17 protein-coding genes, 2 tRNA genes and 1 pseudogene are annotated in these 14,207 nt (G+C 66.7%); 10 read left to right on the forward strand and 10 right to left on the reverse strand.

Annotated features, from left to right (window positions below; all coding sequences use genetic code 11):
- Nucleotides 1-360 (forward strand): Abi family protein (locus BMX93_RS13175; RefSeq protein WP_218139339.1); only part of this gene is annotated, 360 nt, incomplete at its 5' end.
- Nucleotides 361-540: 180 nt separating this feature from the next.
- Here BMX93_RS13175 and BMX93_RS12150 read toward each other — a convergent pair.
- Nucleotides 541-613 (reverse strand) — tRNA-Arg (locus BMX93_RS12150).
- A gap of 115 nt (nucleotides 614-728) precedes the next feature.
- On the opposite strand from BMX93_RS12150, the gene BMX93_RS12155 reads away from it, so the two are divergent.
- Nucleotides 729-2,102 (forward strand): UTP--glucose-1-phosphate uridylyltransferase, encoded by a 1,374-nt coding sequence (locus BMX93_RS12155; protein WP_091971437.1) that lies wholly within the window; start codon nucleotides 729-731, stop codon nucleotides 2,100-2,102.
- Entirely contained in the window at nucleotides 2,099-2,488 is a 390-nt protein-coding gene (locus BMX93_RS12160; RefSeq protein WP_091971439.1) for a hypothetical protein, read from the forward strand. Before BMX93_RS12155 ends, BMX93_RS12160 begins: the two co-directional genes overlap by 4 nt.
- Nucleotides 2,489-2,533: 45 nt before the next feature.
- Here the strand turns inward: BMX93_RS12160 and mscL are convergent, their stop codons facing one another.
- The 4 genes from mscL to BMX93_RS12180 form a co-directional block, all read right to left on the reverse strand.
- Nucleotides 2,534-2,953 (reverse strand): large conductance mechanosensitive channel protein MscL, encoded by a 420-nt coding sequence (gene mscL, locus BMX93_RS12165; RefSeq protein ID WP_177170232.1) that lies wholly within the window; start codon nucleotides 2,951-2,953, stop codon nucleotides 2,534-2,536.
- 149 nt (nucleotides 2,954-3,102) lie between these two features.
- Nucleotides 3,103-3,735, reverse strand: a complete 633-nt coding sequence (locus BMX93_RS12170) for an SAF domain-containing protein (protein WP_091971441.1) — start codon at nucleotides 3,733-3,735, stop codon at nucleotides 3,103-3,105.
- 245 nt (nucleotides 3,736-3,980) lie between these two features.
- Nucleotides 3,981-4,316 (reverse strand): FmdB family zinc ribbon protein, encoded by a 336-nt coding sequence (locus BMX93_RS12175; RefSeq protein ID WP_091971443.1) that lies wholly within the window; start codon nucleotides 4,314-4,316, stop codon nucleotides 3,981-3,983.
- Between the two features lie 85 nt (nucleotides 4,317-4,401).
- On the reverse strand, nucleotides 4,402-5,073 hold the full coding sequence (locus BMX93_RS12180; RefSeq protein WP_091971445.1) for a 5-formyltetrahydrofolate cyclo-ligase: 672 nt from the start codon (nucleotides 5,071-5,073) through the stop codon (nucleotides 4,402-4,404).
- Between the two features lie 18 nt (nucleotides 5,074-5,091).
- Between BMX93_RS12180 and BMX93_RS12185 the strand changes: the two genes are divergently transcribed.
- From BMX93_RS12185 to BMX93_RS12200, 4 genes are all read left to right on the forward strand, one after another.
- Entirely contained in the window at nucleotides 5,092-6,372 is a 1,281-nt protein-coding gene (locus BMX93_RS12185) for a molybdopterin molybdotransferase MoeA (protein ID WP_177170233.1), read from the forward strand.
- A 1-nt stretch (nucleotide 6,373) separates the two neighbouring features.
- Entirely contained in the window at nucleotides 6,374-7,111 is a 738-nt protein-coding gene (locus tag BMX93_RS12190) for a GNAT family N-acetyltransferase (protein ID WP_218139340.1), read from the forward strand.
- Between the two features lie 52 nt (nucleotides 7,112-7,163).
- On the forward strand, nucleotides 7,164-7,943 hold the full coding sequence (locus BMX93_RS12195) for a hypothetical protein (RefSeq protein WP_143052915.1): 780 nt from the start codon (nucleotides 7,164-7,166) through the stop codon (nucleotides 7,941-7,943).
- Between the two features lie 59 nt (nucleotides 7,944-8,002).
- Nucleotides 8,003-8,078: transfer RNA gene (locus tag BMX93_RS12200), tRNA-Ala, on the forward strand.
- Nucleotides 8,079-8,090: 12 nt separating this feature from the next.
- Here BMX93_RS12200 and BMX93_RS13365 read toward each other — a convergent pair.
- The 3 genes and pseudogenes from BMX93_RS13365 to BMX93_RS12210 all read right to left on the reverse strand — a co-directional run bounded on the left by BMX93_RS13365 (nucleotide 8,091) and on the right by BMX93_RS12210 (nucleotide 9,886).
- On the reverse strand, nucleotides 8,091-8,267 hold the full coding sequence (locus BMX93_RS13365; protein WP_245725859.1) for a hypothetical protein: 177 nt from the start codon (nucleotides 8,265-8,267) through the stop codon (nucleotides 8,091-8,093).
- A 143-nt stretch (nucleotides 8,268-8,410) separates the two neighbouring features.
- A pseudogene (locus BMX93_RS13370) lies at nucleotides 8,411-8,650 on the reverse strand (IS481 family transposase); the annotation flags it as partial.
- 681 nt (nucleotides 8,651-9,331) lie between these two features.
- Nucleotides 9,332-9,886 (reverse strand): TetR/AcrR family transcriptional regulator, encoded by a 555-nt coding sequence (locus tag BMX93_RS12210; RefSeq protein WP_091971457.1) that lies wholly within the window; start codon nucleotides 9,884-9,886, stop codon nucleotides 9,332-9,334.
- 56 nt (nucleotides 9,887-9,942) lie between these two features.
- Between BMX93_RS12210 and BMX93_RS12215 the strand changes: the two genes are divergently transcribed.
- Nucleotides 9,943-11,229: an MFS transporter gene (locus tag BMX93_RS12215; RefSeq protein ID WP_091971460.1), complete on the forward strand. Its 1,287-nt coding sequence runs from the start codon at nucleotides 9,943-9,945 to the stop codon at nucleotides 11,227-11,229.
- Nucleotides 11,230-11,392: 163 nt separating this feature from the next.
- Here the strand turns inward: BMX93_RS12215 and BMX93_RS12220 are convergent, their stop codons facing one another.
- Nucleotides 11,393-11,617, reverse strand: coding sequence for a hypervirulence associated TUDOR domain-containing protein (locus tag BMX93_RS12220; protein ID WP_091971463.1), 225 nt, complete (start codon nucleotides 11,615-11,617; stop codon nucleotides 11,393-11,395).
- An 89-nt stretch (nucleotides 11,618-11,706) separates the two neighbouring features.
- Nucleotides 11,707-12,867 carry an acyl-CoA dehydrogenase family protein gene (locus BMX93_RS12225; protein ID WP_091971467.1) on the reverse strand — a complete coding sequence of 387 codons (1,161 nt, stop codon included), beginning with the start codon at nucleotides 12,865-12,867 and terminating at the stop codon, nucleotides 11,707-11,709.
- 417 nt (nucleotides 12,868-13,284) lie between these two features.
- Here BMX93_RS12225 and nrdH point away from each other — a divergent pair, with 417 nt between their 5' ends.
- Together nrdH and nrdI are read left to right on the forward strand one after the other, a co-directional pair.
- A complete protein-coding gene (gene nrdH / locus BMX93_RS12230) occupies nucleotides 13,285-13,608 on the forward strand; it encodes a glutaredoxin-like protein NrdH (RefSeq protein WP_091971469.1) in 324 nt (107 codons plus the stop codon).
- Nucleotides 13,608-14,033, forward strand: coding sequence for a class Ib ribonucleoside-diphosphate reductase assembly flavoprotein NrdI (gene nrdI / locus BMX93_RS12235; protein ID WP_091971493.1), 426 nt, complete (start codon nucleotides 13,608-13,610; stop codon nucleotides 14,031-14,033). The genes nrdH and nrdI overlap by 1 nt, the downstream gene beginning before the upstream one ends.
- The last annotated feature ends 174 nt before the right edge of the window (nucleotides 14,034-14,207 follow it).

The following is a 14,207-nucleotide window of genomic DNA, read 5'->3' on the forward strand; positions in this document are numbered from 1 at the left end:
GACAGCGCGCTCACGCAGCGCGGGATCAATCTTCTTCGGCATGACATCTATCCTTCCAACTCACAAGGATGCGGCATCAAACCTGGGGCGCTTCAATGTGCCCACAATGCGCGCATCTGGAATCGAAGTACGACCTGCCCTCCCAAAAATATTAACCCAAAGTTGATGGGGTCAGATCTCCATCATTTGGAGTGGGTCGACGCGCACAAGGTCTACTTCCTTGCCGCGATCTTGGCGTACTTGCTGAGACGAGTGGATCGCGATTCCAGATTCCCCAGCAAATTCCGCACGACGACGAATAAGTACTCACCCGTTCTCGGGATGATGCAGGAAAACACTATGAGATTTGTTCCTGATTGACGAAACCAGCTCCTGTTGGCCATCAATAACCATTGACCAACACCTGATCGACCACCCGCGGCGCCCTCCCCGGCGTCCGTGTCGGCACCAACGGTGATCCCCGTACCCGCAGGCCAGCGGTACGGTAGGGAGACCGTCCATGAACTGATCCGCCGGTGAGCCTTGTGACGTTTCCCCTTGCGGCCCCGAGAAGATTCGAACTTCCGACACATGGTTTAGGAAACCACTGCTCTATCCCCTGAGCTACGGGGCCCGGGCAATCAGCCTAGCCGTCGGAGGTGCACTCACCAAGACGGCCGGCCGCGACGCATGGGGCCCAGTCGTGCAGCGCCCTCCGTGCCGCAGGGCGATCTGGATAGGCTGGGGCCATGAGCACTGAGGGTCTGCAGCTAGCCCAGCACAAGATGGCCGACGCGGGCGTCGGACAGACTGCCATCAATGTATTCAGCCACTACTACGAGCAGGTGGAAACCGGGGCCACGGGGCTCATCGCTGAGGATTCCATCACCCCGATCAGCGATCCGCCGCGCTTGGACAGCGTCCAGGTCAGCGAGGATCAGGCGCGTCACGCCTTGTCGAAGACGGTGTTCATCAAGTTGAACGGCGGTCTGGGCACCTCAATGGGGCTGGACCGTGCCAAGTCGCTGCTCGAGGTGCGCGAGGGCAAGAGTTTCCTCGACATCGTCGTGGCCCAAGTGCTGGCCGCCCGGAGGAAGTGGGGTGTGAGGCTGCCCCTGCTGCTCATGGACTCCTTCAACACCCATGACGACACCCTGGCGGCGCTGTCCAGATATCCGGAGCTTCCGGTCGGCGATCTGCCTCTCGATTTCCTCCAGAGCAAGGAACCCAAGCTTCGCGCCGACGATCTCACCCCGGTGTCGTGGCCACAGGACCCCGATCTCGAATGGTGCCCGCCGGGCCACGGGGACATCTACGCCTCGCTGTTCGACTCGGGCCTCATCGACCAACTGCTGGATGCCGGCTACCGCTATGCCGCGGTGTCCAATTCCGACAACCTCGGTGCTTGCCCCGACGCAAGGATCGCCGGGTGGTTCGCGGACACCGGCGCCGACTGGGCGTCCGAGGTGTGCACGCGCACAGTCAACGACAAGAAGGGCGGCCATCTCGCCATCCGCAAGGCCGACGGCCGGCTGATCCTGCGCGACACGGCGCAGACCTCGGCGGAAGACATGAAGTACTTCACCGACGAGACGGTGCACCGGTATTTCCATGCCAACAATCTGTGGTGGAACCTCGTCTCGCTGAAGGCCAAGCTCGAAGAGCGACACGGCGTTCTGGGGCTGCCGCTCATCCGCAATACCAAGACCGTCGATCCGACCAATTCCGACAGCCCGGAGGTGATCCAGGTGGAGAGCGCCATGGGTGCGGCTGTCGAATTGTTCGACGATGCCCGGGTCATTCTCGTGGGCCGCGACCGTTTTGTGCCCGTAAAGAAGACCAACGAGCTGCTCCTGCTCCGCTCCGACGTCTATGAGATCGGCGATGACGGACGGCTGCACGCCCAGGTGGAGCGCATCCCGGGTGTCGATCTCGGCAAGCCATACAAGTTCGTGTCGGAATTCGACAGGCGCTTCCCCCATCCCCTCGGGCTGCGCGAAGCCCGCACCCTGAGCGTCGAGGGGGACTGGTCCTTCGGGCGCAATGTGACCGTGAAGGGCACTGTCGAACTCGGCGCCGAAGGCGGCACCGTCCCTGACGGCGCAGTGCTCGGCGAGGTATGACCGCACCGGCCGAAGATGATTCCCGGCTTGCCGCGACCTGTGCGGAGGCACTGGTCGGGCCAGGTGTCCAGCTGGCGGGCTCCCGCGACGCCGGCACCCCTCAAGAGCTGCTCGCCGAGCTCGCCGCGCAGGGCTGGGATTCCTCGCGAATCCGCGAGGCCAGACGGGAGTGTCGCGCCCTGGGCCGGCGCTGGCCGGTCGAGCTGCCAGACGAGCGCATTCGTGCCGTCGGATTCGCTCGCTTCCAAGCCTGGATGGCCGAGTGCATCCGGGTATTGGGACTCGACTCCGTTGACGCCGGGGTTCGCGACGCCCAGATGCCACTCGATGCAGAGGACCGGCGGCTGCTCGCCGACCGACCGCCGCATCACGGGGCGGTGGGCTGACCCAAGCCCGACCGACCGCCCCGTGATCTCACCGGCAGGCCCGCCTCACAGGTCGATGGGGCCCTCGGAACCGGCGCCGGTGCCCCGCCTGGCCACCGGCGCGGCGTTGGCAGACAGCAGGTCGCGGATCTCGCCGAGGATCGCGGTCTCGGACTCGGGAGTTTCCTCGCTCTTGCCGCGCTGCTGGAGCTCGCGGAGCTTGTTGATCGGCACCACGATCGCGTAGTAGACGACGGCTGCCAGGATCAGGAACGAGATGAGCGACGTGATGAAGACGCCAAGAGGGACTCCGCCTGGTGCCCAGTCATTGAAGTTCGGCTGGTGGCCTCCCAGAAGCTTGGAGATGAGGCTCATCAAGAGGTTTGTGAAGCTCGTGACGACGCTGGCGAACGACACGCCCATAATGAAAGCGACAGCCGTATCGATGAGGCTGCCGCGCATGACGAATTCCCTGAAGCCCTTCACATTTCTCCTTGATAGTCAGTTCTGGAACGGGCTGCCGAACCACAAAGGAGGGCCCGGCGGACCCAGCTCTCCGCTCAGCTGGAGAACAGCGCCCAGTATTCCCCACCCTCACGAGGAATCTGTGCCGATCCGGAAATCGCCATGCACGTTCACGAGCCGTCCAGAACCACACCAAGGGTGTACTGCGTAGCGGCCGCCGCCAGTTCCTGGGCGGTTTGTGGCGGAGCTGCCACGATAATGAGCGCACCTTGCGAGGTGGTACCACCGAATCCGGCTTCGCCGATCTGTTCGTGCAGAGCAGCGATCCTCACGTGATCGGCCAGCGGCTTCACTGCTCCTTCGGGGGAGGAGCCGATGACGGTAATGCGATCGCCCACCGACAACAGTTCGACCACTGCGGGATCGGCGACCCGGAAAGAGACCAGGTCGAGCCCCGGCTCACCGGCGACCAGACCCTGCCCCACGAGATCGGATGCGGTGAGGATGGCGCCTCGGCTCCGCCCCGCCGCTAACACGCGGCCGATGGCCGCCTGGCTGTCCGTGAGTGCACCGTCGGGAACGAGACCGAGGGGCACATCCACCGACTTCAGGTGCTCGGTGGCGAGCGTCGTGCCAGCGACCAAGGCATCCGTGGTGATGAGGACACTTCGGGCAGGAGGTGGTGCGGGGGACAGGGACGCTAGGACACACACCAGGCAGGCCGCTGCCGCAAGAGCACCCAGCCCACGGCGGTGCCAGCGGGCGGCACGTTTGAGGGAATCGAACCAGGCGGAGAACTTCACACCAGGAGTGTGTGCGGGGACCGCGCAAATCGGTCAAACTCGCATGAGGCACTGCCCCTGGTCCGAGCGGCGCTCCCCAGGACACTGCCGAGCCGGTGATGCCTTTGCCGACGGTGCCCGAGTCCGTGCAGAGGATCTCTCTCGGCGTCAGGATGGCTATGCCCGGGCCCTAGCGGAGCGTCCCCCAGCAGAACCGAGCCAGCAGCACCGAGCCGAAAGCAAGCCGGCCAGCAGCACCCGAGGGGTCAGGCGACCTTGGCCTCCGGCGTGGAGGTGCTTGTGGAGGTGGCGCTGGCGTCGGCCTTCGGTGTGCTGTCGGCGCTGGAACTCGACTCGGCAGACGACGAGGAGTCGGAGTCAGAGGATGCGCTTGCGGCAGGCAGCGCGGCGCTCGTCTTTCCGCTGGTCCGGTTGTCGGTGGCGTAGAAGCCGGAGCCCTTGAACACGACCCCGACGGGGCTGAAGACCTTGCGGAGCTGGCCGCTGCACTGTGGGCAGACGGTCAGTGCCTTGTCCGTGAACTTCTGGAAGACCTCAAGATGTTCGCCACAGCTCGTGCAGGCGTATTCGTAGTTCGGCATTGCTTCTCTCGTCCTCGCTGGCCAACCGGGTGCATGGCCAGCCGCAATTCTATGTTCGGTCGGCCCAACGGCCGAACTGGCCGTCCTATTCCCGCATGGTGGTCCTCAGCGTGCGGGTGGGGGTGACGATCGTCGAGATGGGGTGGTCGTGTGCCTGCTGGGGGATCGACGCGTGCACCTCGGAATCGTTGAGAAGCAGCCAGACCGGGGCCCCGTCGGGCAGCGATGTCAAGGCCCGGTCGAACCAGCCGCCACCGGTGCCGACTCGTGATCCGTCCAGGCCCCCCGCCAGGCCCGACGCGATGACGAGGTCTGCCCGGAGCAGGGCGTCGGCGCGCAGGACCTCGCCCTTGGGCTCGGGGATTGCATGGAAACCGGGGGTCAGCGAGGCCGGACCCTCGTAGCGCGCCCACGCGACAGGTCGGGGTGCTCCGGTGCCGGCGCGCCGGCTCAGCACGGGAGCCAGGATCTCGTGCCCCATGGACTGCAAGAGGGCGACCAGGGCGAGGGTGTCCGGCTCCGGTGAGATCGACAGATAGCAGCCGATCACGGCCTTGTGGGCGGGCCACTGCTCCCTCACCAGGCTGAGCACCCGTGTCGTGCGGGACTCGTCGTTGCGCCGCCGGGTGTCCTCGGCGAGGACGCGCCGAGCGCTTGCCGAGGTCCTGCGCAGGGCCTTCTTCACCTCGTCCGGATCGGTGCTCGTGGTCGGCGCTGATTCCGCCGCGCCGCCGGGGGATGAGGGGGGAGCGGGCATGCCCCTATGGTAGGGAGCATGGCGCTGTTTGGTCACAAGAGGAGCCCTGCTCCGCCCCCGGCTCCCGAGCCCGAGCCGACGCTGCCGGCGGCCCCCGAGCCGGGCCCGCTGGGCCTGAGAACGGTCGATGACCAGCGTGACTACCTGCTGTCCATGGTCGAGCCACTCATGCCCTTCGGGATGAGGCTGCTCGACGCCTGGGGGCTGTCGCTGTGCGAGGACCTCACCGCAGAGGGCGATCTGCCTGCCGTGCCCGAGGCGGAGTGCGATGGCTACGCGGTGATCGCCACCGACTTGGAGGAGCCGTCCGCAACCTCGGCGACGAAACTCGCCATCCGCTCCGATGTCCACAAGGTCGGTGCAGCGGTACCGGTGCTCGCCGGGCAGCCCCTGCCCGAGGGCGCCGATGCCGTGCTTCCGCTCACGGACGGCACCGCGGACTCCGGTGTGCTGCTGGTGCGCCGCGCGGTGAGATCGGGCGAGCATGTCAGGGCCGTCGGTGCGGACGCCGCCGACGGGGAGGTGCTCGTGGAATCGGGTCGGCGACTCGACGCCCGGATCATCGGCCTGCTCGCGGGGGCGGGCTTCGACAAGGTCTTCTGTCGCCCACGCCCACGCGTCGTCGTCCTGGCAGTGGGCGAATCGCGCCCCGGAGTGGGTGTGGTGGAGCTCGATGCCGCCCAGCGCCGCGATGCCGCCTCGCACATGATCGCGGCCGCAGCGAAGGCCGATGGCGCCCAGGTGTGGCGCGAGGTGATCCCCGGAGACGACCCGGCGGCGGTTGCCGAGACGGTCTCCGACCAGCTCATCCGCGCCGATCTGCTCGTGGCCTGCGGGGGCATGGCGGGCGGCCCCGAGGGGCTGATGGGACAGGCGCTGGCAGGGCTCGGGCCGGTCGAGTTCACCGACGTGGCGATGGCTCCCGGTGGGCAGCAGGGCTTCGGGCTCATCGGCCAGGACCAGATCCCGCTGCTCATGCTCCCCTCGGCCCCGACCGCCGCCTACGCCGCCTATCAGGTGTTCGGGCGTGCCATGGTGCGCAAGCTCATGGGTGCACGCCATGTGGTGCCCGAGCTGATCTCCTGCATCCTGGATGCGCCAGTCACGTCACAGGACGGCGTCTTCGAGCTCGTGCCGGGCCGGCTGCGCCGGGAGGCCGAGGCGCTGCATGTGCGTCCGCTCAGCGGGGCCGGTGGGCTCGATGTGCTCACCGACGCCGATGTGCTCATCGCCGTACCCGGCGATGTCACAGGCCTGGCTGCCGGACGGGTGGCGCACTGCTGGCGGGCGGCGGACTGAGGTGTCCGCGGCTGCCGGTTTCGAGCTCCCCGCCCGTCATGACTGGCCGGTCGTCCTCCACTACGGTGCGCTCGTCCTGCGCCCGATGAGATGGCGGGACGCAGCGCCGCTGCGGGCGCTGCGCGAGCGCAATCGGAGCTGGACCGGACCCTGGGATGCCACCTCGCCCGCCGGACTTGGCTCGCCTGCGATGTCGGCGTCCAGGCTCGTCCGGCTGCAGCGCCAGAACGGCCGCGAGGCAAGCCAGCTCAGCTGGCTGCTCGCCTGGGACCAGGAGGAATCCGGGGCGGCCGGGGCTCCCGCGCAGGCGCCGGCGATAGGGCAGCTCAGCGTGGCCGGCATCAGTTACGGGTCGGCCCGCAGCGGCACGATCGGCTACTGGATCGACAAGGGATTTGCTGGGCACGGTCTCATGCCGATCGCAGTGGCGATGGCCAGTGACTACTGTTTTCAGGTACTTCGGCTGCACCGCCTGGAGATCTGCCTGCGCCCCGAGAACCGGCCGAGCCGAAGGGTCGCCGAGAAGGTGGGCTTCGCCTTCGAGGGCACGCGTCCGCGCTATCTGCACATCGACGGCGACTGGCGCGATCACTCGGTCTACGTGATGACCGACGAGACGCGTCCGGAGGGCGGGGTGGTGTGGGCCCTCACCCATGGAGTAGCCCCGCATGCGCTGCTCGGCGGCGGGCTGGCGAGTGCGCCGGGCTCGCAGGAGGACGAATCGGATTCCAATGTCTGACAGTCGGCGTGTGTTCTGGTGAATTCTTGACTTCGACCCATACGGTGTCGGTATGGGAATGACGGGACTGATCTGGCTGGCGATCGTTGCCGGATGGCTGGCATATCTCGTTCCCAGGCTCGCTTTGCACAAGGGCGCGGGCATGGTGAGCGGAACCGAGGCAGCCGACGCCCTGGGGGCGTCGATGCATGTCATCAGGCGCTCCCGGAAGAGTTACAGCGAGCAGGTCGACCCTCAGCTGCAGGTGTCCACACCGCTGCAGCGCGAGGCCGTCTTCTTCCAGGTGCGCCGGGCCTCGCGGATCGCAGCGCGCCGGCGTCGAGTCGGTCTCATCGGGAGCTTTCTCGTGGCGCTGGCCGGTGTGCTCGTCGCTGTGTTTACCGACGCGCCCTGGTGGTGCGCCGTTGTGGGGTTTGCCCTGCTGGCGGGCTTTGTCGTCCTCAGCCGCATCAGCGTCCGCACCGTCGACGCCATGCTCGATGCGCGGCTGGCTGCGGCCTATGAGGACTGGGGCGAGGCCACCGTGCGGGTCGGGGGACTGCGCTACGATCAGATGGGGGCTGAGGTGCAGGCCAGCATCGATCTGGACACCCCGGTGGCCCCTGGTGCGGCCTCCCTGTGGGAGCCGCTGGCGGTGACTCCGCCCACCTATGTCTCCAAGCCGCTCGTGCCGCGCTCGGTGCGCACCATCGATCTTTCTGCACCTCAGCCCCCATCCGCCGATCGGCAGTTGCCGGTGGTGGCCCGACGGCTCGAATCCCAGCCGGGCGAACAGGACGCCCCGGATCGCCGCGATGAGCCTGTGGAGCTGCCACGGGCAGTGGGTGAGTGAGCAGCAGCGTTGGGCTGACCGCGCTTGGGGTGGTAGCCTCTGGTCTGCTGTTGAACGCTGGGGCTATGGCGCAGTTGGTAGCGCGTCTCGTTCGCAATGAGAAGGCCGGGGGTTCGAATCCCCCTAGCTCCACCAGATGGTCGTTGTTCACACCAGCGACATTTCCGGTTTGATTCCCCGTTTCCACGGATCGCTGCAGCGCAGCGGCTTTACCAGTTCTGATGGAGTGCGGTCGCCCACTGTGAGGGTGTCGAGCCGGCCGAGAATCCCGATCGCGGCCGAGCGCACCTGCTCGCCCGTCGCCTGCGACAGTCGGTCAGCCAATTCGCCCCACAATCGAGGCCGCATGAGGCGCGCGAGTCAACTTCCCACCAGCTGCCTTGATCTCGCGACCAGCCCCTCCCACAAGCCCCCGGGGCCTGGCCCCTCGCGAACTGAGGTCCGTGGACTGCCATTGCCGGTGGTGTCGCCGCCGCTCGAGAACTGATCGATAGCGGCGTCGTGGTTGGCATCGAGTTGGGACGATTGGACCGGTCCTGCATCCTCGGGCATGCCTCGGCGCGGAACCGGGCGGCCCACTTCCGGGCCGTGACGGTCCAGACCATGAACAGCTTCACCACAACCGACCGTGGCCGGCCGTCATCGACGATCAGACGCGCCAGCCGAACACGAGCGCGCGGAGTCAGGGCAGCGTGAGCGTCGGACACGAGGGCCTCCTGGTTCGTGAAGCGGTTCCTTGAACAGCTCCACTTCACAACCGGAGGTCCTCGCCCCCCAGCTCCTCACGGCCGTGTCGCCGAAACAACGCCCCCGGACATCACACCCAGAGGTCGTAGTTCGCCGTGTGGACAGCGGCGATCCCCAGTTTCAAGTCCTCGTCGCGCCGCTTGCGGACCGTGGCCTACGGCCTCGATTCTCGTAGTTGGCCGCGGCTCGGTGAGCTGGCCGCAGATCGGCTCGACCAGATACCTCCCCGACACGACTCCACCCTCCCCGAACAACAGAGTCTCCGGATACGTCGGGACGATTCGCGAGCTTTTTCTGACTCAAGTTGGGCGATTCGCCCGGCTTCGGGGCGTGAGGGCGAAGTTGCGTCACTTTTGGCACGAGTGGGGCTGTCGACAATGACTGAATTGGTGCTGATTCGCCCCCAGTCTGGCCATGAACCCTCAGCTCCAGCAGATTCTGGCCGAGCATGGCGTGGCGGCAGGGTCCTTCACCGTGGCAGCTTGTTCTCGGGTCGCGGATCATCGCAATCACGAGAGGCGGTTCGCGTCCGACATCGTTGTGGCCTTCCTCGCTGACACCATGCCCAGCCCGCTGACTGCATGGCGCCAGCGCGGTTCTGGGCCGCCGTCACAGTGGAGGTTCTCCTCGAGGGTCGAGCGTCACAGGTCGTACTGGTGCAGCAGTGCCGCGGCCGTGGTGCGGGCCTCCTGTGCAGGTCGCTCGCTGTTGTCGCGCAGGGCGGTGAGCATGGCCGCGTCGATGAGTTGAAGCAACTGCCGCCCGATCCTGTCGCGATCTGTCCGACCCATGGCGGGATCAAGGAGCGCGGCAAGGTCAGTAGCGGTGCGGTCCTGGTGTTCTACGGCGGCTTGGTGGATGGGATGGTCTGGGTCGCGGAACTCGATGAGTGCCGTCAGTGCCAGACAGCCTCTGTAATCGGGGGCTGCGAACCGCTGCGCCAAGATATCGAAGACGCCGAGCACACCGGCGCCACGCTCGGGCACCTGGTGGTGAAGCAGGTCGCGCCAATGCTCGTTGTAATGCGCAAGAACGGCGATGACAAGGTCGTCCTTGCCAGAGAAGTGCCGGTAGAACGACGCCCGGCCAACCCCGGAGGCATCGAGGATCTGCTCCACGCTGACAGCGCGGATACCTTGCGCCGCGAACAGCTCGCGCGCGGATTCGAGGAGACGTTCCCGAGCCTTGCGTGCCACGGCACGACGATACCAAGCTGTTCCATCTAGACGGAACAGTGCAGTACCATCCCAGTATGGAACAGAAGAGTACCGTCTTGAGATCCCAGCCCCGCTCCGCTCTGCCACTGCTCGCCGTCGGCGTGTTCGCGGTGGGCACGGAGGGGCTCGTCTTTGCGGGGCTGCTTCCAGCCCTCGCCGCTGACCTTGGTGTGAGCATCGGCGCAGCGGGGCAGGTGACCACGGTCTTCGCCCTCGCCTATGCCCTCTCGGCACCGCTGCTGGCGATGCTCGCCGAGACCTGGCGGCCTCGCTCCACGCTGCTGGCGGGATTCACCCTGTTCACTGCGGGCAACGCCCTCACCGCATCGGCCCCGACTCTGGGATCCGTGCTGTGCTGGCGGGTAGTCACCGCCGCCGGAGCATCCTTGATCACTCCGACCTCCACCCTGGTCGCCGCCACTCTCGCCACGCCGCACAGACGTGGCCGGGCCATCTCAATCGTGATGACCGGGCTGACCCTCGCCACCGCCGCCGGAGCACCTCTCGGCACGCTTATCGGCGGCGCATACGGATGGCGCTGCGCGATCTGGGCGATCACCGGTCTCGGCGTTCTCGTCGCCATCGCGATTGCGCTCGGCATTCCTGCTCTGCCAGGACGTCCGCGACGGGGGCTGCGCGACCGGATGCGGCCGCTCGCGGTGCCCGCCATTCGGCGAGTATTGGCAACCACGCTGATCGGCTTCGTTGCCGTATACCTGTTCTACGCCTATGTCTCGGTCGTCTATCGGCGACTCGCTTCCGAGAGCGGCTTCCTTGCCGTGATCCTGCTGGTCATCGGTATCGCCGGAGTCATCGGAAACCTCGCTGCCGGAACGCTCACCGACCGATACGGAGCACGTGGGGTGGTGACCGGCGCTCTCATCGTCACGGCCGCCGCGATCATCCTCGCTGGGCTCGCGTCCGACAGCCGGGTCCTCGTGCTCGTCACTGCGGCGCTCTACGGGATAGCCGCGTGGGCGATCGCCGGGCCCCAGCAGCATCGGCTGCTCGCTGCAGACACCGGACGCACCGGGCTGCCGGTCGCTTTGAACTCGTCCGCCATGTACCTCGCCATCGCGATCGCCGGCGCGCTCGGGGGCGTGCTCGTCCCGGCAGGACACTGGCCCCTCCTCGTCTCCGGCGCCCTGGCTGCCCTCGTCGCCGCAGGCATATCCACGAGAGCAGAGGCCAGAGCCACGCAAGAGGCCCGTGCCACCAGCACCTCGCGCATCACAGCGCCAGTAGCAGTGGGAGCGCCCGCCGGTCGGCATGATCACCCGGCTGGGAGTCGAGCGGGAGATTCTCCAGCCGCGGCGTCGTGATGCGGGAGCCGGACGGGCCCCGCCTCAGCGCTGCGATGAGGTCTGGGAGCGTCCAGGGTTGTGGCATGCCATCGGGCTGCGGCATGCCACAACCAGCTGGCTCACGGAGCACGCGCGCGGCCGTTTCGTGTGGCATCGCCGGCGCCTCGGTGAGCCGCCTCACTCAGTTCTCGGGGAGCAGGCGCAGCGCCCCGGCTTTGTGCACCGCGACATGATCAGTCCTGTCACTGGTGATCTCGTACTGTGGATCGCTTTGGCTCGCGTGGTGCGTATAGCCCTTCCAGCCGAAATCTCCGGTGTGAACCGCCCGGATATGGCCGGAAACCCGGCCGGCCTCCGAGTTCCACGAGACGTGGTCGCCGATCTGGAACTGGCGGGTGCTGGTCATGGGCCCATCCTCGGCCTCGACCAGCCTCCACTCAAGCGGACGTGAACCCAAGCGGCCAGGCTCGCCCCAGCACGCGCACACAAGCTGCGTCAGCCCTTGATCGGCCCCAGCCACGCGCTCGCCACCGTGGCGTGGGCCGATTCCGGGTCGGAAGGATGGAACAGGCCCGCCAACACGTCGCGGTAGAGCCGTCCGAGCTCCGAGGACGAGAAGTACGAGGAACCGCCGGCCACCAGCATCGCCTCGTCAACCACCTGTTTGGCCGTCGAGACCGCCCGGTGCTTCATTCCCGCCAGGTGCGCGAACCACTGTGTGCCGTGGTCCACCTGATCGTCCACATCGCGGCACAGCGCCGCCAGCTGCGGGGGCAGCGCGTCGTACGCCAGCGCCATGTCGGCGATCCGCCACCGGATATCGGGGTCCTGCGCATAGTTCGTGCCGGATTTCTTCGAGTGGCGGCGTTGGGCCGTGTCGACGGCGAGGTTCAGCGCGCGTCTCGTGATGCCGGTGTACACCGATGCCAGGAGCAGCTCGAAGACGCTGAAGATGCCGAAGACGAGGGGATCGGCATTGGGGCCGGGTGCGACCTTGCGCACCACCTTGTCGGCCGGCGCCACCGCCCCGTGCAGCTCGGTGGTGCGCGACTGGGTGGCGCGCATCCCCACCGTGTCCCAATCGTCACGGGTGACCACGGCCTCGCTGCGCGGGACGAACGCATAGACGAGACGGGGGTTGTCCGGATCGGAGGTGTCGAGGCCATGCAGCCCCAGCTGCGTCCATGCCGGGGCCAAGGAGGTGAAGATCTTCGTACCGGTGAACGAATAGCTGCCATCGGCCAGGGGCGTTGCCTGGGTGTCGCTGCCGAACAGCACGAGGTCATTGCCCGCCTCGCTGATGCCGAAGGCGAAAACCTCCCCCGACACCGCACCGTCGAGGACGAAACGCAGCGAATCGACACCGCGATCGGCCATCACCTTGGCCACGCCGGTCCATACCAGGTGCATGTTGATGGCAAGTGCCGTTGCGGGGGCGGCAGTGGCCAACCGCTGCTGGAGCACCGACACCTCGGCGAGCCCCAGGCCCGCCCCACCGCGTTCGCGAGGAGCGAACAGGCGGAGATAGCCCGCCTCGCGCAGGTCTGCCAGATCGTCGTCGGGGAAGGTGTTCTCCCGGTCGTGGCTGGCCGCCCGCTCGTGCAATCGGGTCAACAGGGAATCGGGGAGGATCTCGTGAGGGGCGAAGGCGCTCATGATCCAAGCCTAGGTACCCCTGTGATCCAAGCTCGGAAGTCCATGGGCCTGGAAGTCCATGGGCCTGGAAGTCCATGGGCCTTGAGGCGCCCGTGAGTCTTGAGGTGTCCGGGGAGGCGGATACCTGCCGCAGGGCCTCGATCACCCTGCCACGCGACGAGGTAGCCGATCCGGGCACCGGTGATGGGCCTGCAGCGGGTCCACCCTGGTCTGCGCTCCGGTGCCGAGCCGCCGGTCGCCGCGCGACCATCGGTGGGAGCGCAGGTCATATGAGAAGGACACTCGGTGACCGGAGAAAACACTACAGGTTGTGTTTGCTTGCGTCGAGAAGACCAACATGTAGTATCTCGGCTGTAAGGGTGCCCTGACGAGGGCCCAGCACTCCACCCCAGGGAAACTACAGAGAAGAGGAATCCCATGACGGTCGCGGTCTACAGCCGGCCATCGTGCGTCCAGTGCATGGCCACCTACCGAGCACTGGATTCGAAAGGCATCGACTATGAGGTGATCGATCTCTCGCGCAGTCCGGGCGCCGCGGACAAGGTCAGGGCACTCGGCTATCTGCAGGCCCCCGTTGTCATAGCCGACGATGATCAGTGGTCGGGATTCCGCCCCGACAAGATCGCCGAGCTGGCTGCTCGGCTCACTGAGCCCCTTGGCGGCGCCCTCTCAGGCGCGGACCGCCATGTGCCCTCGCTTTCGGGCGAGGAGGCCATCGCGGCTTGCGGACTGGCGTGCTGATGGCCACGCCGTTGGCGACGGGTCTGCCGCTGCTGGTCTACTTCTCCAGTACCTCGGGAAACACCGCGGGCTTCGTGAGGAAGCTGGGCCTGCGTGCCCGGCGCATCCCCATTGGACCAGCCGACCCCTTGCTCAGGGTCGAGGAACCCTTCGTGCTCATCACTCCCACCTACGGCGGGGGACACGGCCAAGGCGCCGTCCCGAAGCAAGTGATCCGATTCCTCAACAACGAGGAGAACCGGGCACTCCTGCGCGGGGTGATCTCGACAGGGAACTCCAATTTCGGTGCGGCATATGGTCTGGCCGGCGACATTATCAGCCAGAAGTGCCAGGTGCCGCATCTGTGCAGGGTAGAACTCCTGGGCACTGCAGGGGATGTCGAACGAGTGACAGAAGGATTGGGACAATGGTGGACACGGCAGTGATCAAGACAGTGGCCGATTTCACGCGAGATCCGGCTTTCGATGGTCTCGACTACCACGCGCTCAACGCAATGCTCAATCTGGCTCTTCACAGATGAGGGTGTAGGTGGGGTCTGAAGCCGCCGGTCTCGAGCAGGCTGCGGGCGATGTAGTTGGTGAGGTTGCGGAAGCCGAGGG

This window comes from Propionibacterium cyclohexanicum, from assembly GCF_900111365.1.
Taxonomy (GTDB): Bacteria; Actinomycetota; Actinomycetes; order Propionibacteriales; family Propionibacteriaceae; genus Propionibacterium; species Propionibacterium cyclohexanicum.